The organism is Salinibacterium sp. NG22 (genome assembly GCF_015864925.1).
GTDB lineage: Bacteria > Actinomycetota > Actinomycetes > Actinomycetales > Microbacteriaceae > Rhodoglobus.
Genome location: NZ_JADYWG010000001.1, coordinates 58,144 through 81,347, shown reverse-complemented (window position 1 = coordinate 81,347; position 23,204 = coordinate 58,144). Strand labels below are relative to the sequence as shown.

28 protein-coding genes are annotated in these 23,204 nt (G+C 61.5%); 17 read left to right on the top strand and 11 right to left on the bottom strand.

Features of this window, described 5'->3' with window-relative positions; genetic code table 11:
• The first annotated feature begins 292 nt into the window (after positions 1-292).
• From I6E81_RS00420 to I6E81_RS00390, 7 genes are all read left to right on the top strand, one after another.
• On the top strand, positions 293-1,702 hold the full coding sequence (locus tag I6E81_RS00420) for a rhodanese-like domain-containing protein (RefSeq protein WP_197105467.1): 1,410 nt from the start codon (positions 293-295) through the stop codon (positions 1,700-1,702).
• Positions 1,703-1,711: 9 nt separating this feature from the next.
• Positions 1,712-2,500, top strand: coding sequence for a sulfite exporter TauE/SafE family protein (locus tag I6E81_RS00415; RefSeq protein WP_197105466.1), 789 nt, complete (start codon positions 1,712-1,714; stop codon positions 2,498-2,500).
• A 3-nt stretch (positions 2,501-2,503) separates the two neighbouring features.
• Positions 2,504-3,031 (top strand): DUF4395 domain-containing protein, encoded by a 528-nt coding sequence (locus tag I6E81_RS00410; RefSeq protein ID WP_307784066.1) that lies wholly within the window; start codon positions 2,504-2,506, stop codon positions 3,029-3,031.
• A gap of 24 nt (positions 3,032-3,055) precedes the next feature.
• Positions 3,056-3,418 carry a rhodanese-like domain-containing protein gene (locus I6E81_RS00405; RefSeq protein ID WP_197105465.1) on the top strand — a complete coding sequence of 121 codons (363 nt, stop codon included), beginning with the start codon at positions 3,056-3,058 and terminating at the stop codon, positions 3,416-3,418.
• Between the two features lie 68 nt (positions 3,419-3,486).
• Positions 3,487-4,431 (top strand): alpha/beta fold hydrolase, encoded by a 945-nt coding sequence (locus tag I6E81_RS00400; RefSeq protein ID WP_197105464.1) that lies wholly within the window; start codon positions 3,487-3,489, stop codon positions 4,429-4,431.
• 163 nt (positions 4,432-4,594) lie between these two features.
• Positions 4,595-5,476, top strand: coding sequence for an ABC transporter ATP-binding protein (locus I6E81_RS00395; RefSeq protein ID WP_197105463.1), 882 nt, complete (start codon positions 4,595-4,597; stop codon positions 5,474-5,476).
• The gene (locus I6E81_RS00390; protein WP_197105462.1) at positions 5,476-6,582 is read left to right on the top strand and encodes an ABC transporter permease; all 1,107 of its coding nucleotides are present in this window, start codon (positions 5,476-5,478) and stop codon (positions 6,580-6,582) included. Before I6E81_RS00395 ends, I6E81_RS00390 begins: the two co-directional genes overlap by 1 nt.
• On the opposite strand, the gene I6E81_RS00385 is transcribed toward I6E81_RS00390, so the two are convergent.
• Genes I6E81_RS00385 through rimK form a run of 3 tightly spaced genes read right to left on the bottom strand, consistent with a single transcriptional unit; the run spans position 6,579 to position 9,102 of the window.
• The gene (locus I6E81_RS00385) at positions 6,579-7,430 is read right to left on the bottom strand and encodes a M23 family metallopeptidase (RefSeq protein WP_197105461.1); all 852 of its coding nucleotides are present in this window, start codon (positions 7,428-7,430) and stop codon (positions 6,579-6,581) included. The two genes, I6E81_RS00390 and I6E81_RS00385, sit on opposite strands and share 4 nt — an antisense overlap.
• The gene (locus I6E81_RS00380) at positions 7,427-7,909 is read right to left on the bottom strand and encodes an ASCH domain-containing protein (RefSeq protein ID WP_197105460.1); all 483 of its coding nucleotides are present in this window, start codon (positions 7,907-7,909) and stop codon (positions 7,427-7,429) included. Before I6E81_RS00380 ends, I6E81_RS00385 begins: the two co-directional genes overlap by 4 nt.
• 2 nt (positions 7,910-7,911) lie before the next feature.
• Positions 7,912-9,102: a 30S ribosomal protein S6--L-glutamate ligase gene (rimK, locus tag I6E81_RS00375; protein WP_197105459.1), complete on the bottom strand. Its 1,191-nt coding sequence runs from the start codon at positions 9,100-9,102 to the stop codon at positions 7,912-7,914.
• A gap of 24 nt (positions 9,103-9,126) precedes the next feature.
• On the opposite strand from rimK, the gene I6E81_RS00370 reads away from it, so the two are divergent.
• The 3 genes from I6E81_RS00370 to I6E81_RS00360 all read left to right on the top strand — a co-directional run bounded on the left by I6E81_RS00370 (position 9,127) and on the right by I6E81_RS00360 (position 12,172).
• Positions 9,127-9,609: a RimK/LysX family protein gene (locus tag I6E81_RS00370; protein WP_307783890.1), complete on the top strand. Its 483-nt coding sequence runs from the start codon at positions 9,127-9,129 to the stop codon at positions 9,607-9,609.
• Positions 9,610-9,680: 71 nt separating this feature from the next.
• Positions 9,681-10,961 carry a cellulase family glycosylhydrolase gene (locus tag I6E81_RS00365; RefSeq protein WP_197105457.1) on the top strand — a complete coding sequence of 427 codons (1,281 nt, stop codon included), beginning with the start codon at positions 9,681-9,683 and terminating at the stop codon, positions 10,959-10,961.
• Between the two features lie 77 nt (positions 10,962-11,038).
• The gene (locus I6E81_RS00360) at positions 11,039-12,172 is read left to right on the top strand and encodes a hypothetical protein (RefSeq protein WP_197105456.1); all 1,134 of its coding nucleotides are present in this window, start codon (positions 11,039-11,041) and stop codon (positions 12,170-12,172) included.
• A gap of 145 nt (positions 12,173-12,317) precedes the next feature.
• Here the strand turns inward: I6E81_RS00360 and I6E81_RS00355 are convergent, their stop codons facing one another.
• Entirely contained in the window at positions 12,318-13,103 is a 786-nt protein-coding gene (locus I6E81_RS00355) for an SDR family NAD(P)-dependent oxidoreductase (RefSeq protein ID WP_197105455.1), read from the bottom strand.
• A 106-nt stretch (positions 13,104-13,209) separates the two neighbouring features.
• On the opposite strand from I6E81_RS00355, the gene I6E81_RS00350 reads away from it, so the two are divergent.
• Positions 13,210-13,851, top strand: coding sequence for a TetR family transcriptional regulator (locus I6E81_RS00350; RefSeq protein ID WP_197105454.1), 642 nt, complete (start codon positions 13,210-13,212; stop codon positions 13,849-13,851).
• Positions 13,852-13,886: 35 nt separating this feature from the next.
• On the opposite strand, the gene I6E81_RS00345 is transcribed toward I6E81_RS00350, so the two are convergent.
• Entirely contained in the window at positions 13,887-14,411 is a 525-nt protein-coding gene (locus I6E81_RS00345) for a DUF427 domain-containing protein (RefSeq protein ID WP_197105453.1), read from the bottom strand.
• Positions 14,412-14,462: 51 nt separating this feature from the next.
• Positions 14,463-15,143, bottom strand: a complete 681-nt coding sequence (locus I6E81_RS00340) for a phosphatase PAP2 family protein (RefSeq protein WP_307784065.1) — start codon at positions 15,141-15,143, stop codon at positions 14,463-14,465.
• A 150-nt stretch (positions 15,144-15,293) separates the two neighbouring features.
• On the opposite strand from I6E81_RS00340, the gene I6E81_RS00335 reads away from it, so the two are divergent.
• Complete coding sequence (locus I6E81_RS00335; RefSeq protein WP_197105451.1) at positions 15,294-16,103, top strand: DUF1206 domain-containing protein; 810 nt, start codon at positions 15,294-15,296, stop codon at positions 16,101-16,103.
• 46 nt (positions 16,104-16,149) lie between these two features.
• On the opposite strand, the gene I6E81_RS00330 is transcribed toward I6E81_RS00335, so the two are convergent.
• Complete coding sequence (locus tag I6E81_RS00330; RefSeq protein WP_197105450.1) at positions 16,150-16,893, bottom strand: phosphatase PAP2 family protein; 744 nt, start codon at positions 16,891-16,893, stop codon at positions 16,150-16,152.
• A 184-nt stretch (positions 16,894-17,077) separates the two neighbouring features.
• Between I6E81_RS00330 and I6E81_RS00325 the strand changes: the two genes are divergently transcribed.
• Positions 17,078-18,073, top strand: coding sequence for a diacylglycerol kinase family protein (locus I6E81_RS00325; protein WP_197105449.1), 996 nt, complete (start codon positions 17,078-17,080; stop codon positions 18,071-18,073).
• Positions 18,074-18,126: 53 nt separating this feature from the next.
• Here I6E81_RS00325 and I6E81_RS00320 read toward each other — a convergent pair whose 3' ends face one another.
• A complete protein-coding gene (locus I6E81_RS00320; RefSeq protein WP_197105448.1) occupies positions 18,127-19,260 on the bottom strand; it encodes an aromatic acid exporter family protein in 1,134 nt (377 codons plus the stop codon).
• 77 nt (positions 19,261-19,337) lie between these two features.
• Complete coding sequence (locus tag I6E81_RS00315; RefSeq protein WP_197105447.1) at positions 19,338-20,018, bottom strand: response regulator transcription factor; 681 nt, start codon at positions 20,016-20,018, stop codon at positions 19,338-19,340.
• Positions 20,019-20,189: 171 nt separating this feature from the next.
• Here I6E81_RS00315 and I6E81_RS00310 point away from each other — a divergent pair, with 171 nt between their 5' ends.
• From I6E81_RS00310 to I6E81_RS00300, 3 genes are all read left to right on the top strand, one after another.
• Complete coding sequence (locus I6E81_RS00310) at positions 20,190-20,363, top strand: CsbD family protein (RefSeq protein ID WP_197105446.1); 174 nt, start codon at positions 20,190-20,192, stop codon at positions 20,361-20,363.
• A 52-nt stretch (positions 20,364-20,415) separates the two neighbouring features.
• Positions 20,416-20,577, top strand: a complete 162-nt coding sequence (locus I6E81_RS00305) for a hypothetical protein (RefSeq protein ID WP_197105445.1) — start codon at positions 20,416-20,418, stop codon at positions 20,575-20,577.
• A 134-nt stretch (positions 20,578-20,711) separates the two neighbouring features.
• Positions 20,712-20,912, top strand: a complete 201-nt coding sequence (locus I6E81_RS00300) for a hypothetical protein (protein WP_197105444.1) — start codon at positions 20,712-20,714, stop codon at positions 20,910-20,912.
• Here the strand turns inward: I6E81_RS00300 and I6E81_RS00295 are convergent, their stop codons facing one another.
• Together I6E81_RS00295 and I6E81_RS00290 are read right to left on the bottom strand one after the other, a co-directional pair.
• Positions 20,913-21,614 (bottom strand): spermidine synthase, encoded by a 702-nt coding sequence (locus I6E81_RS00295; protein WP_197105443.1) that lies wholly within the window; start codon positions 21,612-21,614, stop codon positions 20,913-20,915.
• A 55-nt stretch (positions 21,615-21,669) separates the two neighbouring features.
• Positions 21,670-22,296, bottom strand: coding sequence for a carbonic anhydrase (locus I6E81_RS00290; RefSeq protein WP_307784064.1), 627 nt, complete (start codon positions 22,294-22,296; stop codon positions 21,670-21,672).
• A 164-nt stretch (positions 22,297-22,460) separates the two neighbouring features.
• On the opposite strand from I6E81_RS00290, the gene I6E81_RS00285 reads away from it, so the two are divergent.
• Entirely contained in the window at positions 22,461-23,198 is a 738-nt protein-coding gene (locus I6E81_RS00285) for a tyrosine-protein phosphatase (RefSeq protein ID WP_197105442.1), read from the top strand.
• The last annotated feature ends 6 nt before the right edge of the window (positions 23,199-23,204 follow it).

Genomic DNA, 23,204 nt, shown 5'->3' with positions numbered 1-23,204 from the left:
CCAACTGGTGCAACGGCAAGCACTCGCAATCCGAGATTGACGCCGCAAAATCCACTCAGGGCGGCTTCTTTGCCCGCCTCTTCGGTCGTTAGGAGACCCTATGTGCGCACAAGTTACTTGCCAGAACTGCAGTAAACCCACTTGGGCTGGCTGCGGAGAACACATCGAGGATGCCCTCGCCAACGTTGCCGAAAGCGATCGTTGCCACTGCTAACACGCAGACACCGTTAACGACCCACCGTCGCTAACACCATCCCTCCCCCGGACATAGCGAACACTCACTGGAGTAAACATGCTTCTCGAACGCATCTATGACACCGACCTCGCTCAGGCTAGCTACTTCATCGGTTGCCAGGCCAAGGGCGAAGCGATCGTTGTTGACCCCCGCCGCGACCTCGACGTTTATCTTGAGATCGCCGCCAAGAACGGGATGACCATCACGGCCGTCACCGAAACCCACATTCATGCCGACTACCTTTCGGGCACCCGCGAGCTCGCCGCTCGCACCGGCGCGGAAATTCTCGTGTCAGACGAAGGTGGCCCCGACTGGACCTACGGAAGCGCTTTCGACGGTGCTGTGCGCATGAAAGACGGCCACATCATCACCCTCGGCAACATCACGCTGAAGGCTGTTCACACTCCCGGGCACACGCCCGAGCACCTCTCGTTCCTGGTGACTGATGGTGCGCAAGCGGATGCTCCCGGTTTCATGCTGAGCGGAGACTTCGTCTTCGTCGGAGACCTCGGCCGCCCCGACCTTCTCGATGAAGCTGCCGGCGGCGTCGACACCCGTTTCGGCGGAGCGAAAGACATTTTCGCGAGCCTGCGTGACCGCTTCCTCACTCTCCCCGACTATGTGCAGGTTTTGCCTGCCCACGGTGCCGGTAGCGCTTGCGGCAAAGCTCTCGGTGCAATTCCGACAACCACTGTCGGTTACGAGCGCGCGTTCGCGTGGTGGAGCCACTACGTCGAGAACAACGACGAGCAAGGCTTCATCGACGAGCTGCTCAACGGTCAACCGGATGCTCACGCCTACTTTGGGCGCATGAAAGTGCAGAACCGTCAGGGCCCGAATGTCATGGGCACCGTTAGCCCGCTGCGTGAATACACGACCGAGGAAGTTGCGGCGGCTCTCGACGCCGACAGCGCCATTCTCATCGACACCCGTCACAACAGCGAAGTTCACCGTGGCACTGTGCCGCGATCCCTCAACGTTCCGGGCCCCGAGAAGGCCGCAAGCTACGGCGCCTGGGTGTACAACCCCGACGCTGAGACGCGACCCGTCATCCTGCTTGCCGACGACCTTGAACACGCACAAGAGTTGCGCAATCACCTCGTGCGCGTGGGCATCGACACCGTGTCAGGCTTCGTGACGACCCTCGATGGACTCACCCTCGTGGTGCCCGAGCTCGTCGACCCCGCCACCCTCAATGACGTCGATCGCGTGCTTCTGCTCGACGTTCGCAACAAAACCGAGTTCGCCGAGGGACACATCCCCGGAGCAGAACAACTGAGCGGCGGCCGCGTCATGTGGTCGCTCGACCAACTCCCCCACGAGGGAACCATCGTGACGTATTGCCAAAGCGGAGTGCGCAATAGCGTGGCCGCGAGTGCCCTGCGCCGCGCGGGCTACCACGTTGCCGAACTCGATGGCTCGTACCTTGGTTGGCTGGCAACTGCCAGCGCAGTACCCGCGGTGTAACGCGCCCTCATGGAGCCGAATCTGATTATCGCGCTGGCCCTCGCCGTGCTCGTGGGAGTTTCTCTCGGGATGCTCGGCGGGGGCGGCTCGATCCTCACCGTGCCGATCCTCACCTACGTTGCCGGCTTTGAGCCGCAGCAGGCAATTTCGGCTTCGCTATTTATCGTGGGCGTCACGAGCGCCGTCAGCGTTTTTCATCATGCTCGAGCAGGGCGCGTTCGCTGGCGTACCGGATTAATTTTCGGCGTCGCTGGAATGGCAGGCGCTTTTGCCGGAGGCATCGTCGGCGGCTATATCCCTGGCACAGTGCTGATGGTGCTCTTCGCCGCCATGATGGTCGCCACCGCGACGGCCATGATCCGCGGGCGAAAGAAAGTACCGGCAGGATCAATTCACGAGCCCACACAGCTCCCGGTCATCCGCATTATTCGCGACGGCTTCTTCGTCGGCATCGCCGCCGGGCTCGTGGGTGCTGGGGGCGGCTTCCTCATCGTGCCCGCGCTCACTCTTCTCGGCGGGCTTCCGGTGGCGGTCGCCGTGGGCACCTCGCTGCTGATTATTGCGATGCAGTCGTCGGCAGGGCTCGTCGCCCACCTCTTTACCGTTGAGCTTCCCTGGCCAACCATCACCGCGTTCACCGCGATCGCCGTAGCGGGCTCGTTTGTGGGTGCAGCCCTCGCGGGGCGCATTCCCGAAACCGCTCTGCGCAAGGGATTCGGAATCTTTGTTCTCGTGATCGGAGCCTTCGTTCTCGTGCAAGAAATCCCGCAGTTTATTTCGCTCGTGACAGGAGCGTGACCGGTGTCGACCACCACGCCAACTAAAGCTCCCACCGTCGGCTCCATTGTCGAGGGCTACAGCATCCCTGTCGTGAACGAGCGTGCAGTTCGCGTGGCTGCGGGCATGCTCCTTATTGGCGGTGCCGTCTCGATCGGCTTCGCGATTGTCGAGCATTCTGCGGTGCCGCTTCGCCCCTTCGGAGTGTTCTTCATGATGGATATGCTCCTGCGCGTCACGGTGGGTGATCGCTGGTCACCCACACTCGCGCTTGGTCGCCTCATCGTTCGCACGCACGAACCGAACTGGGTCGGCGCCCCGCAAAAAGAGTTCGCATGGTGGCTCGGTTATGGTCTTGCGCTGATCTCCTGCGCCGGCATGGGGGTGCTCGGCGCTCCGCTCGAAGCGACCCTCGCACTCTGCAGCCTGTGCCTCACCATGCTGTTCCTGGAAGCCGCGTTCGGCATTTGCGTTGGGTGTTCGCTTCAACGACTGCTTTCGAAAACTCCACCCCAATACTGCCCAGGCGACACGTGCCGGGTTTCCGAATAACCACTCGTTCCACAAGGAGAAATAATGTTCCGTCCCCTCACCGCTCTCGCCGGTTCCCTCGTCGTGCTGGCTTCGATTGCCGGATGCTCGGCCGCAGGCGATTCCGTCGAACTCAGCGCTGACACCATCCTCATCGACGTTCGCACCCCGGCCGAATATGCGGCAGGGCATCTTGAGGGCGCTAACCTCCTCGACCTCAACGGAGGCGAATTTGCTGCAGCACTTCCCACTCTCGACCCCGAGGCTGAGTACGCCGTCTATTGCAAGTCAGGCAACCGTTCAGGTCAGGCCGTCGCGCTGATGGAAGATGCGGGCTTCGAGAACGTTATTGATCTCGGCTCCATCGGTGAAGCAGAAGCATCCACCCAGATCGCAGTTGTGCAGTAACTCAACTCCGTCCGTTCGTGGCCGCACATTCAAGCAATCGATGGATGCTGCGGCTCCGAACCACTGCGGTGAACACAACGCCCGCTTCCAGTACGCACTTCAGCGCCGACAACCGGTTTGACCGCGCCACCGCGGGGTTTTCCCGCGTCGTGGTGCCCACCGCTCTCGGCGACGTTGTTGTGCACGTGGATCCGAATGCAGCTGCGCGCTCAGATACCGCCACTGTGCTTCTCCACGGTGCCGCAGGTTCGTGGACCACATGGTTGCCCCTCATCCGCGCCGCTCACAGCGCGCACGAACCATTGCAGAATGTGGTTGCGATCGATCTTCCCGGCTGGGGTGAGAGCGGAAGTGTCCGCCCTGGCACCTCGGTCGAAGACATGGTGGATGCAGTGGCCCACGTCACGAGCACCCTCGGCTTTGCGAGGTGGAACGTCTTCGGTCACTCTCTGGGAGGGCACCTCGCGCTCACGCTGGCGGCTCGGTATCCGGAGCGCACGTTGAGCGTGACGGCCATCTCGGCGACCGGACCTGGCGCGCTGGTGGTGCTGCGGCATCCGATTCGGCGTTTCACCGTTCTGCCGCTGTTGGCAGGGATGCTCGGTGCCATGCGGTTACTTTCCGCGCTCGGTCCTGCCGGACGAGTGGTCGTGCATGCGTTGCACCGCATGAGACTCCTCGCACCGCTCAGTGCTCCCCTTTTTGAGAACCGACGTGAGCTCGACAGTTCAGTATTCGATTCACTCGCCGCCGAAATCCGCCCGCGCTCGTTCGTTCAGGGTGCGGAGGCTGCGGCCCGTTACGACGAGCGAGAGTGGTCGAACATTGAGTGCCGCGTCACGCTGGTTCGTGGCGAACGAGACGCTTTTGTGAGCGCCACTGACGATGTCTGGTTTGCGAAAGCACTCCCTCATGCCACCCAGCAGGCGCTGGCGAATGTCGGCCACTTTGCGCACATAGAAACTGTAGGAGTGCGAACGTCGACTCCTCGGTCACGACAACTGGCTGCCTAGCGCAGCACTGCAGCACTGCGGCAGTCTGCAAGAGAGGATCACGCGCGGTGTCGCTGAGATCAAGCAACTCGGTGCGATGAAGCACCGCGAGGGAGCACCTCTCAGTCCTGCGAGTGGCTAGCGTTGTCGGTAGTTAGTTTTTCTGTGGATAAAGGCGGTACTGGTGCTCCAACTCGACAACATCACCAAGAGCTTCGGGGTGCGCCCTGCACTCGACGGGGTGACCTTTGCCGTGCGCGATGGGCGCATGACGGGTTTCGTTGGTGGCAACGGCGCGGGCAAAACGACGACGATGCGCATCCTGTTGGGCGTTCTCAATGCGGATGCCGGTGAGATTCACCTCGACGGCAAACCTCTGGGCGCAGAACAACGGCGTCGTTTCGGCTACATGCCCGAAGAACGTGGGCTGTACCCGAAGATGAAGGTGCGGGAGCAGCTCGTCTATCTCGCTCGGCTCCACGGCTTCACGCAGGCCGCGGCTGGCCGCAACGCTGACAGCCTGCTTGAGGAACTCGGCCTCGGTGAGCGTCGCGATTCCACCCTCGAGAGCCTCTCGCTCGGAAATCAGCAGCGCGCGCAAATCGCAGCATCTCTCGTGCATGAGCCTGAAGTACTCGTGCTCGATGAGCCGTTCTCGGGGTTGGATCCCCTCGCCGTCGACACAGTCGTAGAGGCGCTCAAGCAGCGGGCGGCATCCGGCGCATCGGTGTTGTTCTCCTCGCACCAACTCGAAATCGTCGAGCGGCTCTGCGACGACCTAGTCATCATTGCGGATGGCAGCATCCGGGCATCCGGAGAACGCGAAGCTTTGCGCACCCAACACTCGGCACCGCGCTACGCCATCGCGTGCAGTAGCGACCTCGGCTGGCTTCGCGGCGAACCTGACATCACTGTGGTCGAGCTCGATGGCGGCCGCGCCACTTTCGATGCTGCCGAGCCCGCCGCGGCGCAGCGCGTCTTACGACGGGCACTCGCCGACGGCGACGTCACCTCTTTTTCGCCTCAGCGCGCATCCCTCGCCCAAATCTTCCGAGAGGTCATCTAATGAACGCCACTACTGCTGACCGCCGCTCCCCCCGCTTTGCGCACTCGGTAGCGCTTGTGGCCGAACGAGAAATCACCACACGACTGCGCTCCAAAAGCTTCCTCATCACCACCGGCATCCTGCTCCTTCTCGTTCTTGGCGGAGTGATTGCCGGCGGAATCATGTCGAAGAGCGTCTCGACCACGCCGGTGGCCGTTGTCAGTTCGGTGTCGTCCGAACTCTCGAACATCCCCGGACTCGAGATTACGGTCGTGGACAACCGCACTGAAGCTGAAGCCCTCGTCACCGAGGGAACCGTGGATGCCGCGGTCGTGCCGTCGGAGGATGGCTCAACGATTCCCGTTACCGTCATCGCCGCAAGCGATGCGCCGTCGTCGCTCATGCAGGGGCTCAGTGTGAGCCCGGAGCTGATCCTCCTCGACCCGAGCGACACGAGCTACCTTCTGAGCTATCTCGCTGCGTTCGGCTTCGGCATCATCTTCTTTGCTTCGGGCATGACGTTTGGCCCGATGATCGCCCAGAGCGTTGTGGAAGAAAAGCAGACACGCATCGTGGAGATTCTGATGTCGGCAGTGCCCGTTTCGGCGCTCATGGCCGGAAAGGTCATCGGCAACTCGCTACTGGCCTTCGCTCAAATCATCGCGATTGCGGTGCTGGCGATCGTCGGCCTTTCGGTCACCGGCCAGGCTGAGCTGCTGGCACTTTTGGGCGCACCGCTGCTGTGGTTCGTCGGATTCTTCATCATCGGCTTTATTCTGCTCGCGGCTCTGTTCGCCGCTGTTGGTGCCATGGTGTCCCGTCAAGAAGATCTGGGAACAACGATGACGCCCGTGACGATGCTCATCATGTTGCCGTACTTCGCAATCATCTTCCTGCACGACAACCCCGTCGCTCTGACGATCATGTCGTACGTGCCGTTCTCTGCACCGGTGGGGATGCCGATGCGCCTCTTCCTCGGAACCGCCGAATGGTGGGAGCCACTGATTTCCCTCGCGATACTCGTCATCACGGCCGGGCTCGCCATTCTTCTGGGCTCGCGCATCTACAACAACTCACTGCTGAAGGTGGGAAGCCGGGTGAGCTGGGCTCAGGCCATCAAGGGCTAACGAACGGTGATGTGCTCGTTGTCTGCCGGCATCGCGTCGCGCTCTTCTGATTCTTCGTCAACTGACACGGAACCGAAAACCATCGGTATTCCGTGCGCGGTCCAGACAGAGGCGCGATCCATCAACTGAGCGTGCACGTGGGGCTCGCTGGAGTTGCCTGAATTTCCGCAGGCGCCGATGGGCTGACCAGCTGTGACCCTGTCGCCAACACCTACGATCGCTGATCGCTGCTTCACGTGGGCAACGAGGGCGAACACCCCGTCATCACCACGAATGGTGATGGTGTTTCCCACGATGAAACGCGGGCCGCCTAGTTCTCTGAGCGTGCCTTCGACCATCATGTAGCCGAAACCAAGCAGTGATGCACGGGCTCGGTGGTCTCGCTGCGAGTCGGCAACACGCACCACGACCCCGTCGATCATCGCTCGTACCGGCTCGCCAAACGCGGGATATTCGGTGGGGTATCGCAACACGATCCCGGTGCCGAATTCGGGCCTCACCCGATCTGCGGGGTCACAGACGAGGTCCACAGCGTGCGTCTGGCCGTAAGCGCGAACCCCGTGGCTTGGCACGCGCGTTGCGGGACTGTTCAATGCCATCCACCGGCCGGTCACCGGCGACGTCACTGTCCGTGGCTCCCACGTGGGCAGGAGTTTCACCCCGGGAATGACTACGGCGAGAACGAGCAGCATCCCCAGAATCCCCACCAAGGGCAGCACCGATGCCACCGTTTTTACCGGGACAAACGGAATAACCTGGGCGCCAATTGTGCCCACAAAGATCGCAATAACCGACACGAAGAGCAGCACGCCCCGCGCCCGGTAAATCGCACTGATCAGCCCATTCATAGCGTTGCTTTCTTTGCCGTGGATGCGCTCGTGCGCGCCTCTGAATTGCCGGCGGTTAGCTGGCGAACCACTCTGAATCTCTCCAGCACCACGATGGTGTCATCGTTAACTGTGAACGCTGGGTCGCCGAGGTACGCACGCATGTCGTCGCCGTGCCAATAGCGTTCGTGACCAGCGCGCCACTGCGCAACCGAGGAATAGCCTTCGCCTTCGTCACGAGCGTGCTCCCACCCCACGTCGGCAAGCCGCCTCTGCTCGACAGCCACAATTTCGATCACGGCAACGGGGTCGTCTTGCGAATCCACCACAGCGCAGCGCTCCCCTGCCGCAGGCAGAGGGTCGTTTTCTATGCCGTATTCCACCAGAGTCGACGTCGTCGACGTTTTCTCTCCGGCCAGAATGGCCGCCACCAAGGTGTCGCGCAGCGCCCCGGGAAAACCGAATTCTGAGCGCGGCAAATCGCTCTCGTTGCTCGCCACTTCTAGTCTTCGGCAACAGGCTGCGGCGGAAGCTTGCGCACCTTTGCGCGGCGGCGACGGCGTGCCGGGATCATTGCGCGCATCTCTTCGAGCTTGCCGAAGCAGAGTAGGCGGTCGTTCGCCTCGAGCACAGTGCTGCGCCGGGGGTTCGGCACAACGTTGGAGCCGCGGTGCAGGGTGAGCACGGTGATGTCTTTCTCGCCGAGACCCGATTCGCCCAGCTGCTTGCCCACAAAATCTGCGTCGCTTCCGACAACGATTTCGGCAACGCCATAGCCGGTTGACACGCTGAGACGCTGGCGAACATCGATCTCGGGGAATGCCACCTGGTTGGCGATGTAGTCAATGATCGCGCCCGCGACATCCAACCCGGTTGCACGCTCAATGCCCTCAAGCCCGGGCGAGGAGTTGACCTCCATCACGAGCGGGCCATCTTTGCCCTCAAGCATGTCGACGCCGGCAACGCGCAAGCCCATAATCTGGGCGGCCTTGACGGCGGCGCGGTGGTACTCCGGCGTGAGTTCAACAGCTTCGACGTTGCCGCCGCGGTGCACGTTCGACCGAAATTCGTCGCCAACCGCAACGCGACGCATCGCCGCAACAACGCGGTCACCGACGACGAGGGCGCGGATGTCGCGGCCCTTGCTCTCAGAGATAAAGCTCTGAATCAGCACGTTCTGTTTCGTCGAATGCAGGGTCTCGATGATCGCCTTGGCGACCTGAGTGTCGGGAGCCAGAATCACGCCAATGCCCTGCGTGCCTTCGAGCAGCTTGATGACGACGGGCGCACCGCCGACGCGCTCGATGGCCATCTCGACATCCGCCCGGTTGTGCACAAAGGTGGTCGCCGGCATGGCGATGTCGTGGCGAGAAAGAATCTGGGTGGCACGCAGCTTGTCGCGCGAGTTCGTAATTCCGCTCGAGGTGTTCGGCGTGTAGACATCCATTTGCTCGAACTGGCGAACAACAGCCGTGCCGAAGTAGGTGATGGAGTTGCCGATGCGGGGCAGGATGGCGTCGTAGTCCGACAGCAACTTGCCGCGATATTGCAGATCAGGTTCGTCACCCGTGAGGTCGATCGCGAAGCGCAAAGTGTTGAGAACCTTCACCGTATGCCCACGTTGCTCAGCGGCCGCCCGAAGTCGCACAGTGGAATACGCCTGCGGCGCACGGGAGAGGATAGCGAGTTTCATCGAATGACCTGCCAAGATAAGGGGGTGATAGAGCCCACCCATTCAAACACGATCGCAGGCTGGCGTGAGTGGGTTTCCTTGCCCGATCTTGGCGTGCCGTGGATAAAAGCCAAACTCGATACTGGGGCGCAGAGTTCTGCCCTCCATGCCGACGATATCGAAGAATTTGTGCGCGCCGATGGCAGCGAGTGGGTGCGTTTTCGCGTCCGCCCGTGGCAGAGGTCCGATAAGGACGACGCTGTAGTCGAATGCGCTATCCACGATCGCCGCACCGTACGTAGCTCGTCGGGGCACCGCGAGGATCGCATTGTCGTGTTGATCGATGTTGTGCTCTGCGGGCATACCGTCACCTCCGAAACGACGCTCACGAACCGTGACGAAATGGGCTTCCGGATGCTCGTGGGCCGCGAAGCACTCAGTCAAGAGTTTCTTGTTGACTCAGGCAAGTCATTTCTCGGCGGTCGACCGCCTCGTGTGACGCGTCGTCGCAATCAAGGCCAGGGCTAGTCGGGCTGCTGGCTCGTCATCATCGTGCTGATCATTTGCCGCAGCCACGGGCAGCCCGAAAGCGCACCGGCATGAGAAAGTTGTGGCCCCAGCGGCCGCTCACGCGAGTCATCGCCGCCGTTGTTGCGACCGCGCTGCTGGCTGCCGCGACCTTCGGCATCATCGCGGCCGTGCAATCCGCCGCGTTTGCGGCAACGTTTGTACGCGCCCACGGCACCGACCTCGTGCTCCACGGCGAGACCTTCGAGTTCGCCGGTGCCAACAATTACTATCTCGGGCACAAGCCCGAGAGCACGGTAGTCGCGCTGCTTGACGACGCTGAAGCGGCAGGGCTCAGCGTCATCCGAACCTGGGGGTTTCAGGACTACGGAGACACCGACGGTTCGGGAGTTGCACCGCACGACTTCGAGGGTGTCTGGTACCAAGTGTGGGATGAGGCCGCGGGTGCCCCTGTCGTGAACTCGGGAGCGACCGGACTCGAGCACCTTGACATCGTGATCGCCGAGGCAGAAGCACGCGGCATCAAGCTCGTCATCCCCTTCACGAACAACTGGAATGCTTACGGCGGCATGGACCAGTACGTTCAGTGGGCTGGCCTCGACGAGCACGCCGATTTCTACACCGACGAACGCATTCGCGACTGGTACAAAGACTGGGTATCGACGGTACTGAATCGCACCAACACGATCACGGGCGTGCAGTACAAAAACGACCCGACGATCCTTGCCTGGGAACTCGCGAATGAGCCCAGCTGTGCAAGTTCAGGTGTCTTCGCCGACGGAGAGTGCGACACCTCAACCATCACCGAGTGGGCGGATGAGATGAGCACCTACGTGAAGTCGATCGACCGCAATCACCTGCTCAGCGTTGGTGACGAAGGATTCTTGTGCGGTGACGAAGACTCCTGGACGCTGAATCAACAATTTGGGGCATCTGGTTACGGCGCCGGCTTTGGCGAAAACTGTTCCAACGGCGTCGACACCGTTGCCCTCGCAGCTCTGCGCCACATCGACATCATGTCGGTGCATCTCTACCCCGACACCTGGCAGGTCTCTACAGAATGGGGCACTGGCTGGATCGAGAAGCACGCCGAGGCCGCAGCAGAACTTGGCAAGCCCGTGTATCTGGGCGAGTTCGGGGTGAAGGATGGGTCAACCCGGTCTGACACCTACGCGACGTGGTTAGCAACAGTGCGCGACGGCGGCGTGGATGGTGCCCTCTTCTGGATGCTGGCATCCGACCAAGAAGACGGAAGCCCGTACCCGGACTACGACGGCTTCACCGTGTACTGCCCGAGCGATGCGTGCTCGGTTGCCGGAGATCACGCGGCGGTGATTCAGGGCGAGAACTAGCCGTTTCTCACACGCACTCACCTAGTCGACCATAGTGACCTGATTGCGCTCCCAGTCGTTCTGAGTATCGTGACCCCATGAGCATCGACATCCCCTCTCATGAAGACCTAGTAGCACTTTCGCAGCAGCGCAACGAGGCAAGCGTTTCGCTGTATGTCTCGCCAGGATCGACCGATGGCGGGCCACCGATCGGTCGCGACACTGAGGCGGCGCGACTCGCGCTCCGCTCGGCAGCCACGGAAGCGATGGCAGAGCTCGGCGTGCTTGGCGTAGAAAAAGCTGAGTTAGACGCGATCGGCCAGTCGCTAGGAGCCTTGGATCACGACACCGGTTTTTGGGCTTCTTCTGCGCGTTCAGTCGCTGTCTTTGTCTCGCCAGAGATCACCCAGTCGTTCCGCCTGCGCAATGAACTTCCCACCCTCGTTGCCGTTGGTGATCGATTCGATCTTGGCCCGCTGCTGCGTGCAACCACGTTCGGTCACTCCGGCTATGTGCTGGCCGTAACACTGGGCAGTGTGCGACTTCTCTCCCTCAACGCCGATGATTCGAGCGACGAGATCGCATTGCCCGACCTCCCCGAGGATCTCGGCAGAACGCTTGAAACCGCCGACAATCACGGCAAGGCAGACACTCCTCGAGCGGATGGCGCCTTGGGGTCAAAGGTAGAACTTCGTCGCTACTGCTCGCTGATTCAGGAGGCGGTGCTCTCCGTCATGGGCAACTCGGGGTTGCCTTTGGTACTTGCCGCATCCTCCGACCTGAAGCCCGCCTATCGTGAAATCTCTACCTATCGTGGACTGCTCTCATCAGCCATTGACGCGAATCCCAGTTCGCTCTCGATCGACGATCTTGAGGATCGCGGCCGTGCCATTCTTGCCGAACACCACACCGACGAGCTCGCGTCGTGGCGCACGAAGTTCGGCAACAAACAGAGCAATGGACTCGCTAGTTCGCAGTTGAGCGATGTTTCCCACGCCGCCGCCGCCGGTCTCGTTGACACGCTTCTGTTCGATCTGGCGTCGACCGACGAGGGCAGTATCGACGAGTACGGCCAAATTGTCTTCGCCAGCGAGCCCGGCCCGAGCACGTACGGTCTCGTTGACGAGCTCGCCGCGCGCGTCTTGAGAACCGGTGGCACAGTCAAGGCAGTTCGACGCGATGACCTCCCCGACGACTCGCCCGTTGCCGCAACATTCCGCGGACCGCTCTAGGTCTCGAATGCTGAAGGGCGCTGCAGCGGAGGTTTACCCTCGGCTGCAGCGCCCTTCGGCGTGGGTGGCGCGCAATGCACTCAGTGGGCGCCGTGCGCCCACCGGTCCACCGCAGTGGATGCGCCGGTGCTCGCCCCTTCGAGAGTTACTGGTGGGCGCCGCCGTCGATACGAATCTCGGTGCCGGTCACAAATGCGCCATCTTCACTAGCGAGCATGGCGACGACTCCGGCAACTGCTTCGGGCCCCGCGTACCCTTCCTTGATCGCTGGGCTCATCTTCATGAACAGCGAGTAATCGGCGTCTTCAGGAATACCAGGCCCCATGCTCTGCTTGCTCTCGCCGACGCCTTCGGTCATTCCTGAAGAGATCGATCCGGGCTGAACGGCAGTGAATCGGATTCCCTGCTTCGCGTACTCAGCGGCAAGCGCGTGCGTCATCGACTGAACGCCCCCCTTGCTCGCGGCGTACGCGGACATGTAGGGGTGACCAAAAGCCGCCGAGGTCGAGCTGAAATTTACGACCGCGGATCCGTTGCCCTCGAGCAGCGCGGGAATGGCCTCCCGAATCATGAGGAAGGTACCGACCAAGTTGACGTTGAGTACCTGCTGAAAGAGTTCAAGGGACGTCGAGTGGGTGTGCGACGAGCGCAGGATGCCAGCAGCGTTGACGAGAACATCAAGTCCACCCAGCGTGCCTAGAGCAGTTGCGACAGCGGATTTCACCGACTCCTCGTCGGCAATGTTCACTACGACGGTGGAAAGGCGCGCTCCAGCTTCGCCCGCTTTGCTGACCGTATCTGCCAATCCCGCTTCGCTCACGTCGGCGGCAACGACGTCGCCGCCCTCGGCGAGGAGTCGAAGCACGGTGGCTTGGCCGATGCCTGAGCCTGCGCCGGTGACAATGGCGCGACGTCCGGAGAACCTGTTCATTGGGTGCCTTTCTAGGTGGGTGTTGGCCCCACGGTACGGCAAAGTGGCACAATGTGCCAGAGTGACAGTTGATGCAGTTCACCATTCAGCGCGTACGCTCCTCTATATGAATGCAGAACCTCTCAGCCTTACGGAGCGTCGCAAGCGCGACACTCAGCTTGAGATAGCTCGCACAGCCGCGCGACTCTTCTCGGACCGCGGCGCGGCCGCAGTGACCGCCGAAGAGATTGCCCAGCAGTCCGGTGTTGCCGTACGCACCTTTTACCGGTATTTCAGCAGCAAGGAAGATGCCGTAGCTCCTCTTTTGACGATCGGCGCGGACCAATGGCACGCGCTCGTCGCCGCAGCCGACCCTGACGAAAATGTGCTCGCCGCCCTCGAACACACGATCTCCGCCGTACTTACCCCTCGCAATGCCGAGGAAATCGAGGGGCTGCGCTGGACACTTGGTCTGCTTCACGCCGCCACCAGCGACGCCGCTTTGCAACACGTGTGGCACCGCGTGAACTCCGACTCAGAGGTGCAACTCAGGTTGGTCCTTGCCCCCATAATGCCGGCGGAGACAACCCCGTTGACTCTGCGCTTGCTCGCCGCAGCGGCCACGAGCGCTCTGCGCATCGCCCTCGAAGCCAGCGCTGAAGCCGATCGCACCATGAAGGATCCCAGCGTGCTCGCCTCGCACGCGTTAGACGCGTTCAGGCAGCTGACCAGCGGGCTAGATTTCGCACCGACCCCGAGAGCTAGTTAGCCACGCCACTCTCGCCCCAGCAGCAGATTCTGCTGCTACCAACCCATCGTGCCCGGCGCGCCCTTGAACGGCCCGACGAGGTTCTTGGTGATCCACCCGCCGTAGAAATCTCCCTCTTGGGAGGTCACTAGCTCGCCGTCGATCTCGCACGAGTCCATCTGGCCCGGGTAGAGCGCAACTCGGGGCCCCAAGGCATCGAATCCTCGAGCAGGGTCGGGGTAAGTCCACCCCGCACGTTCGGCCACGACTCCCCCGGCGACCACGTCAAAGTAGTGCGCTTCGCCCTTGAACTCACAGAAGCTTGTGCCCACCACCGGCCGGAGCGCTCCGTCTACGAAAGACTCGATGGGCAAGTAGTAGACGGGCGGATGACTCGTCTCCAGCACGCGCACAGTACCGGTGGTATCCGCAATCACTTCCCCGCCCAGTCGCACCACAACCCGCTGCGACATGTGCTCCACGCGTGGAGGACGCGGGTAGTCCCACACTGACTCTTGCCCCGCTTTCGGCGTGATGGGCTTGGGACGGGGAAGGCGGCGAGGTGCGGGTGCGGGCGTCATATACCCATCCTGCCGTTGGCTGCTGGGATGCTCCTGCACGAGTATGTACTGCTAGCGCGACGCCGTTTCGAGGGCGCCCGGAACGCGAGCCGTGCGATAAGTATCGACGACAATCACAGTGCCCACGATCACGAGAGACAACGCCATCGAGGCAAGCACATCACTCGTCCAGTGGTAGCCGAGATAGAGGCGACTGACCGCTGTTCCGATGACAAAGATAACGGCCGTAACGTATGAAAGAGCGGCGATCCACGGTGCATGGCGGCGCGAAAACACAAGGAACGTGAGGATCAGAAAGAAGTCTGCAACGCCCAAAACATGCCCCGAGGGAAACGAGAACGTCATGTCGTGGCCGTAGAGCATGAGGTCAAGTGGCGGGCGGTCGCGCTGCACCACTCGAGTAATGATCTGCACAATGACGACGCCGGTAAGCGTGCCGGCAGCGAGCAAGAATGGTCGCCAGGAATGCTCAGCGCGGATGCCCCACGTGAGCGTCACCGCCAGCACGATAATCGGCAGCGCGATTGGCCCAAATATCTCGGTGAAGATGATCATCAGGAGAGTCAGGCTCTCTGATTGGTTCGACGCGAGCCATGCCTGGATCGCGGTATCCATGGGCTCAAGCACGGTGGGCTGCAACACTGCCCACCAGAGAAAGCCGAGGGCTGCAGCCCCTGTTGTCACCAAAATGCCGGCGACGACATACAGTCGCTTCTTCGTCGAAGTGGTCACGAGTCGCTCTTCGCTAAAGAGTCTGGAATGCAGTCGTGCTCGACGGGAATTGTTCATAGATGATGCGGGATCGTTCATGCTCCGGCTTCCGAGTGTGTCGTGGGGATAGGAGATAGTAACCCGAGAGGTGCTTCGCATACACTGTCCGTCATGAATGATGTTTCAGCGACTGGCGCAGCCCGCGGCGCACACAACAGCACGGCTCTTCGTGTTCTTGCACGACTTGGTTTTGCCGTCAATGGTCTTGTTCATATCTTGATCGGCGCTTTGGCCATTGGCATCGCGACGGGTGGCGGGAGCACGGATGCGGATCAGTCGGGCGCCTTCCGCCAGCTGGCATCCAGTCCGGGCGGCGTCTTTCTCTTGTGGTCCGTTGTGATTGGCATGTTTGCGCTCGGCCTCTGGCTGCTCATTTCGGCCTTCTTGATGAAGGGAGGCGATTCCAAACGCCAGTGGGCACGACGCGGTGCGGAAGCCGCTAAGGGGCTCACCTACTTCGCTCTGGGTTCAACGGCGATTCCTTTTGCACTGGGCGGCTCTAGCGATTCCTCCAGCAGCACGAGCAGTCTCAGCGCTGACCTGATGGCCAACCCCGTTGGCCTTGTTGTGCTTATGGTGGCGGGAGTGGCCGTCGTGGGTGTCGGGGCGTATTTCGTCTACAAGGGCGCAACAAAGAAGTTCACCGAAGACATCTCGCTTCCTCGTGAGCCTCTCCGCAAAGCAGTCATTGGGCTCGGTATCTCTGGGTACATCGCTAAGGGAATCGCTATCGCCATCGCGGGAGTGCTTGTGGTGGTCGCGGCTATTACGCACGACCCCAGCAAGTCCTCGGGCTTGGATGGCGCACTGACGAGTCTCACTGAGTTGCCGTTCGGCGTGGTGTTGCTGATCGTCATCGCGATCGGACTCATCGCCTACGGACTCTATTGCTTCGTTCGCGCTCGGTTCGCTCGCTTGTAGATCGCGCTCGCCTCGCGAGCATTGAGCGTGCACGATGTTCGCGTATTTACGCCCCGGTACCAGCACCAGCGCTGGTGCCAGCGCTGGTGCCAGCGGCATTATTTTCTGGCCCACGCCGCTTCCCTTTATGGATTCGGCGCTCACCATCGATCTTTGCCGCAAGCGGTGCGGCCACCACGATAGCGACCCCCACCCCGAGCAGGAGGGCACCGACCGTATCGGTGAGCCAGTGGGCTCCTAGGTAGGTACGACTCAACATCATGAGCACCGTGTAGATCGTTCCCGCGATCCACACCCATACCCGTGGGAAAAGGATCGCGAGAACGAGTGCCATCACGGCGGCATTACCGACGTGCCCAGAGGGGAACGAACCAAAGTCCACCGTCACGAGGATCGTGTCGGGGCGCGTTCGTGCAAAAAGATGCTTGAGCAGCTGAACTGAACCGCCGGTGAGCACCGTCGCGATGGTGAAATACAGGGCAGCCCACGGGCGTTTGATGAGCAGCAGAGCAATGATGATCACGCCGGGCACGATGAAACTCGCCACGATCCCCGCGCCGAGAAAGTTCATCATGAGCGATAGCGACTGCCAGACCGGGTTTCGATAATCGGCAAGCACGGCCATCCACCACTCGTCGATGCCGAGGGGCATCCCCTTGTCTCGCAGCACGATGAGTGCTCCCAGGGCGATTACGAGCCCGAGGGAGGCGAGACCACTGATGAGCGGCCACAGACGACGGACGCGATGGGCGCGTTCGTCCGCTTCAACTTCGGGATGCGTGTTCACCATGACGCAATGCTAAAACTTTGTTCGGCGGGTTGCCTACCTTCGCAGAACTCCCTCGCCCGCAAGCGACTAGAGTCATCTCACTGTCGACTCCGGCCGGCACACAACGGCAGCAGCCACACTGTCCGACGACCACCTAGCCACACCTGCGCCCCGCGGTGCAGCCCGACACGATAGAGGGAAACCGATGACCGCGAAGTCCACTAGAGGTGCATCGTCGCCGCACTCCGCCGCCGTGGTCTACAACCCCATCAAGGTTGATCTGGATGCCATTAAGGCAGCGGTCGCAACTCTCGAAAGCGAGACGGGCTGGGCGCCGACCACGTTCCACGCCACCAGCAAAGAAGATCCTGGTGTCGGTGCAACGAAAGAGGCTCTGGATGCTGGCGCCGATGTCGTGATCGTTGCGGGCGGCGATGGCACTGTGCGTGCTGCCGCGGAAGCCGTTCACGACAGCGACGCCGCTCTGGCTCTCATGCCCTCGGGCACCGGTAATCTCTTTGCGCGCAATCTGGGCCTTCCCCTCGACGACATTGAGGGTGCGGTTCGAACCGCCTTCACCGGGGTCGATCGAGCAGTCGACATCGGGCTCATTGACATCCGCGATGAGAACGAGAAGGTTTCGAAGCACGCATTTGTCGTCATGGCCGGCCTGGGGCTCGATGCCAAGATGTTGGCTAACACCGACGATGATCTCAAGAAAAGAATCGGCTGGCTCGCCTATGTGAGTGCGATCGCGAAAGCCCTCACCGACAGCAGCGAACTGCGCTTGGACTATCGTCTCGACTCTCGGCGTTCACGGTCTGCACGCGCCCACACCGTCATCGTGGGAAATTGCGGTTCACTGACGGCTAACGTTCTGTTGCTTCCGGATGCTGCCCCCGACAACGGATTCTTTGACGTCGCGGTGATGCGCCCTCAGGGCATCATCGGGTGGGTTCAAATTCTGGTGAAAGTGCTGTGGGAGAACGGAGTGCTTCGCCGCATCAGGGGTGGGAATCGCCTCACCACCAGGGACGTGCGAGCGCTGAGCTATGTGAAGGCGAAGCAATTGACGGTTCGTCTGAGCACGGCCGAAGAGATCGAGCTCGACGGCGATGGCTTCGGCAGGGCTATCGCTTTCAAGACGCGCATCAAAGCGGGCGGATTGCGGATTCGGATGCCGCAGGTCGAATCGAAGTAGCCAGACGCAGGGACAGGGCCGAGTGCTGACTGCCGCATGCTGAGTTAGCTCGGCTAGCTCGGCTCGCTCGGCTCCACCACCTCTGCCGCCGTCTCAGACTCAGCTTGCTCGGCTTGCTGTTTCTGCTGTTCGTGCTCGGCGTGTTCCAGCCGCGCGTTCAGAGCCGCGAGGATGCGGGCAATGTCCATGGATATTGCCGCGGAGGCGCCCATTGTCGTCGCGTTTGCGTCGGCTTTGCGGGCATCCAGTTCAGCCGTCAAGGCGGCAAGAGCATCGGCGGCGAGAGCGTGTGCCTCTTCCCGTTCTTCCACCGAATCCCAGTCGCGTAGGGCTGTTGCGAGAGCGGCCAGCGATGCGCTCAACGCTGGTCGCAATTCGGGCCGCAGCTGCACCTTGATTGGCGTGCCCCAGACGGCGCCGGTGAGCACATCCGTGATGTCGCGCACATGGAAGGTCACGTTTTCAAGCGCCGCGAGATCTTCATAATCCGCTTTCACGTCGCGGCGGTAGCGGCGGGCGCGCGGGTTTGCTTTGCGACTTTCGTCGGCGAGGAGCACAGCTTCGCGCACCTCGCCAGATACGGCGAGAAGGGAATCTTTGCCGGACGCCCAGCCGTCGCGTTCCGGCGGCCAGCTCTCGGCGAGGGCCTCAGCGATCTCGGAGAGATGGTCAGAGAGCACCGCGCGAAAGTTCGAGAGCTGCTGATCAACCGCGTTGTGGGTGAGCGCGGGAAAGATCAAAAGGTTGACGAGCAGCCCAACGACGATACCGAGAGTCGCCTGCTCGAGGTAGCCGAGCGAGTAGTCGTCGGCATCCGGCCCGCCAATGATGAGCACGAAAAGTACTGTGACAGGGATGTATTCGCGATTAGCGCCGAACCAGCCCGTGGCCGCGACGAGCGCCCCGGCACCGACGGCGAGGGACATCGTGAGCACGCTCGGCGAGCTGAAAATAATCACGGCGCCCGCAAGTACGATCGCGACGGCAAGGCTTCCCAGAGTTTGCGCCGCGTTCCTCATCGACCCCATGAGCGTGGGATACATCGCAACGATCGCGCCAAGAGGGGCGTAGTAGGGGTAGTTGTCGGCCACGCCCGGTAGGTAGGGCGCGATCGTCCACGCGATTGCGACGGCAAGGCCGGTTTTCGCGGCCTGCAGCATGCGGGTTCGGGTGATATCGGACCGCATCCGTCCCGCCGTTTTTTTGACAGGCTGCAGCGTATTTTTCACCGGCTGCAGCCTAATGTCGTCGAGTCGAAGGCGTTTCACGCGTTCACCGTGATCTCAGCTGTGCCTGGAGATGGTTCCGGATGCTCGATCCTGACGCGATCGGGCCGGAAGCCGTGCTCGATCCCCCACAGCACCGCAGTGGTGCGGCTCGTCACGCCGATGGCGCGGTAGCAGCTGCGAATGTAGGTTTTGATCGAGTTGATCGAAAGGTGGGTGCGTTCGGCGATCTCCAAATTCGAGAGACCCTGGGTGATGAGGGCAAGCACTTCTGCTTCGCGCTCGGTGAGGCCTTCCTCGCGGCCGGGCCAGTCTCCCGCTTGGACAGTGGGAATGTTGGGGCCGCCAAGATGCACGCGTTCACTGCCCACGTGGATAGCTTCAAGAGCCGCCACAAGTTTGGATGCGGGCAAGCCCTTCGACACGTAGCCGTCGGCACCATTGCGCAGCACCGCCGCGATGTGTGCCGGGTCTAAGTTCCACGAGTACACAACGACCGCGCCGATCGAAGAATTCGCGGCAAGCTGATGCACTACGGCTCGGTCACCTTGAGTGCCCGCAAAGGTGTCGTACAGGGCGATGTCAACGCGCTCATCCACCTGTTTATTGAGGTCGAGCTCTACGACACGGATGCGGTTGGTGTACGACCGCAGCATCCCGACGACACCACGGGCTACCACCTCGTAATCGTTGACGAGGGCAACATGCAGAGCTTTCATGTGTCAACGATAAGTGTCGCTGCCTGACCGTGGGGAAACTTCACCCCTAAGGGTGAAGTCATGCAGGTACTGCCCAGAATATTCTCAGCCTGTGGCGTGCCTGCCGCTCTACGCCAGCGCTGGCAGGCACGCCACGCCAACCCCCACTCCCCCACACGAATAGGAACTCTCATGAGCGCATCAGACAAGGTCGAGAACGCCGCCGAAGACTTCACCGGCAAGGCAAAAGAGGCGGCCGGCAAGGTCACCGATAACGAAAAGCTCGAAGCCGAAGGCCGTGCCGACCAAGCGAAGGCCGACCTGAAGAAGGCCGGCGAAAACGTGAAAGACGCGGTTTCGGAATAGCCGCTACCGTTCCCTGCAGTCTCCCCCACTAGTTCTTCCCGAAAGGCACATCATGAACACCCTTCTCATCATCGTCGCAATTATCGCCGTTGCCCTGCTCCTCACCGGCGGACTCGTGCAGTCGCTCAACTTCCTCCTCTGGGTCGGAATTGTGCTGGCTGTCATCGCCGTCATCGTCTTCCTCGCTCGCAAGCTCACCGGTGGTCGGGTCTAACACCAATAGTTTGCAGAGCTAGCTGAAGCAGTTCATCAGCCCTCCCCCCAGAGAACGATGAACTGAACGAGGTGCGCGCAACCCCCTGGTTGTGCGCACCTCTCTGTTAACGACGCACGACCCGAGGATCCCGAATGTGTAAAAAAGCTAACGCTCGCTCTAAGAACACCCCGCAACTTCCCGCTGTGACGGTTGAACCACCGTGTGAAGGGGATTCGGATGTGATCGCGCCGCCGTTCCCTCCGCTCTCAGCGAGCGAGCACGCAGCACTCCACGCGAACGACGACCCGATCGCCGAGTGGATAGAAGAACTCGCTCCTACGACCGGGCTTTAACTAGGCGCGTTTCGTCGCGACGTACACGGTGTTGGATGAGACCCCACCGGTGAGCGCATTGTCAAAGTCGACCGCATGCGCGATCGGGTTCTCGAACACCTGGCCGAGGCGCTCCATGAATTCATCGTCACTCGGGTCATCCGACCACAGAGCAAAGACTCCGCCGTCAGTGAGATGAGCGCGCACGCGACGAAGACCCGCAACGGTATAGAGGTCAGCGTGGCTGGGGTCGAGTTGGTGACGGGGTGAGTGGTCGACATCCAGAAGGATCACGTCGTAGGGCTCGGTCGGCTCGGCGCGCATCACGGCGAAGAAATCGGCGTGCGTGAGCGTGGTGCGGCTGTCGCTGGTAAGTTCTGCGGATACCGGGAGCAGGCCACGATTGTGCCAATCGATCACGGCCGGTAGAGCATCGATCACTTCGAGTGACGCCACTCGCGAGTCGGCCAGAGCCGCGACGGCCGTGTAGCCGAGACCGAGTCCTCCATTGACGACGCGCAATGCGTCTCCGTTAGCCGCCGCAAGCCCAAGATCGGAAAGCGCGATTTCGGCCACAGTGAAGAGGCTCGACATGAGGTATTCCTCACCGAGCTTGACCTCATACACGTCAACATCGAGTGTTGGCTCACGTCGGCGTCGCAGGTTGAGTTCCCCCATCGGGGTCTCTTGAAAGTCGAGCTCTTCGAAGCGGGAGATAGCCATGGGTTGAGCCTACGTGTCGACGACCGTCGCCGACACCGCGCGGGTCTGGGCCGCTCTAGGCTGCAGCACCAGCAGCTGTTGCCTCCGGTACTTCGACGAGCTGTCCCGTGGAGACATCGTAAATGTAGCCATAGACCGGAATGCCGCTCGGCACCAGAGGGTGAGCTTTGATTCGGGTGACGTCTTCGAGAACGCTCTCGGCCTGGTCCGCGATGGTGAGCCAGTCAATATATTTGGCTTCGGCCGAGCCGGGACCGGTGCCCACGTCTTCGAATCCGGCATCGCCCAGAGCAGCGGCCTCAAGGCTGTTGGCCAGAAGCCCCCGCATTACGTCATCGGTGAAGAACTGCATCCCGCAGTTGGTGTGGTGAATCACGAACCACTCCTTCGTGCCGAGGAGTTTGTACGAAATCACGAGTGACCGGATGGCGTCGTCGGATGCGCGTCCTCCCGCATTGCGGATGACGTGCGCGTCGCCCTCGGTCAACCCGGCGTATTGTGCAGGGTCTAGGCGCGCATCCATGCAGGTGAGGATCGCGAAGCCACGAGCGGGTGGCAAAGCGAGTTCGGATTTGTCGCCAAAGTTTTCGGCATAGGTGGCGTTGGCGGAGAGGACTTCGTCGAGCACTGACATGGTGCGCTCCTTCGTGGGTTCGGGGTTAGCAACGGATGTCGTTGACACGTCGCGAGCATAATCACCGATCCCGGGTAACGGCCGATTGTTTCGCTACGCTGCAGAGCTGCGCCTCACTGTCAGCTTTCTGCCGAGGCGCGCGAATATCCGAATTCGCCGTGATCCGTGGCGCGACTATGGCCTGCGCTGCGGCCGTTCCCTATGCTGAGGAAATGACAACACTTGCGTGGGATGGCTATATCAATGCTCGAGATTTGGGCGGCTTTCCCACGGCGTTGTCACGCAGCGGCGTAACAGCAGCGGGTCGAATCGCCCGCGGACCGCGCCGAGAGCGGTTGACCGCGGCCGGATGGGATGATGCGCGGGCCTGGGGTTTGGCATCAGTTGTTGATCTCCGCTGCGAGCACGAGGTTGGCCCCGGTGAGGGCGATCACGTGATTTCAGAGGCGGTGCTCGATGGCATCATGATCGTCAACTCCCCCACTGAAGATCAGAACGATCCCGAGTTCTGGGAGACCTGCGCCCCCATTCTCGACTCCCCCGAATACTGGCAACACAACTGGCGGTTGCAACCCCAACTAGTGCGGGGCGCGCTCGAAGCAATCGCCGCTGCCACCCCCGGAACGCTCGTGCATTGCAGCGCCGGTCGCGATCGCACCGGCATGATCAGCGCTCTACTCCTCGGCAACGCTGGGGTTGATCCCGCCGCCGTCGCCGCCGACTATGCAACCTCCGTGCACGCGATGGCCGCCGTCGAGCAGCTTGCTCCCGGCGCCGAACCAGAGGAGATCCGCTCACCCGCTGAGGTGGACGAATGGATGCGCGACAAACTCCCCATTGTTCACGGGACTGCCACGCGAACCCACGAGGTCTTCGACCTGCTCGGTGTCTCGATCGCGACCCGTTCGGCACTGCGCAGGCTGCTGATCGCCGAGCAGCCCACGCAATAGTCCAAC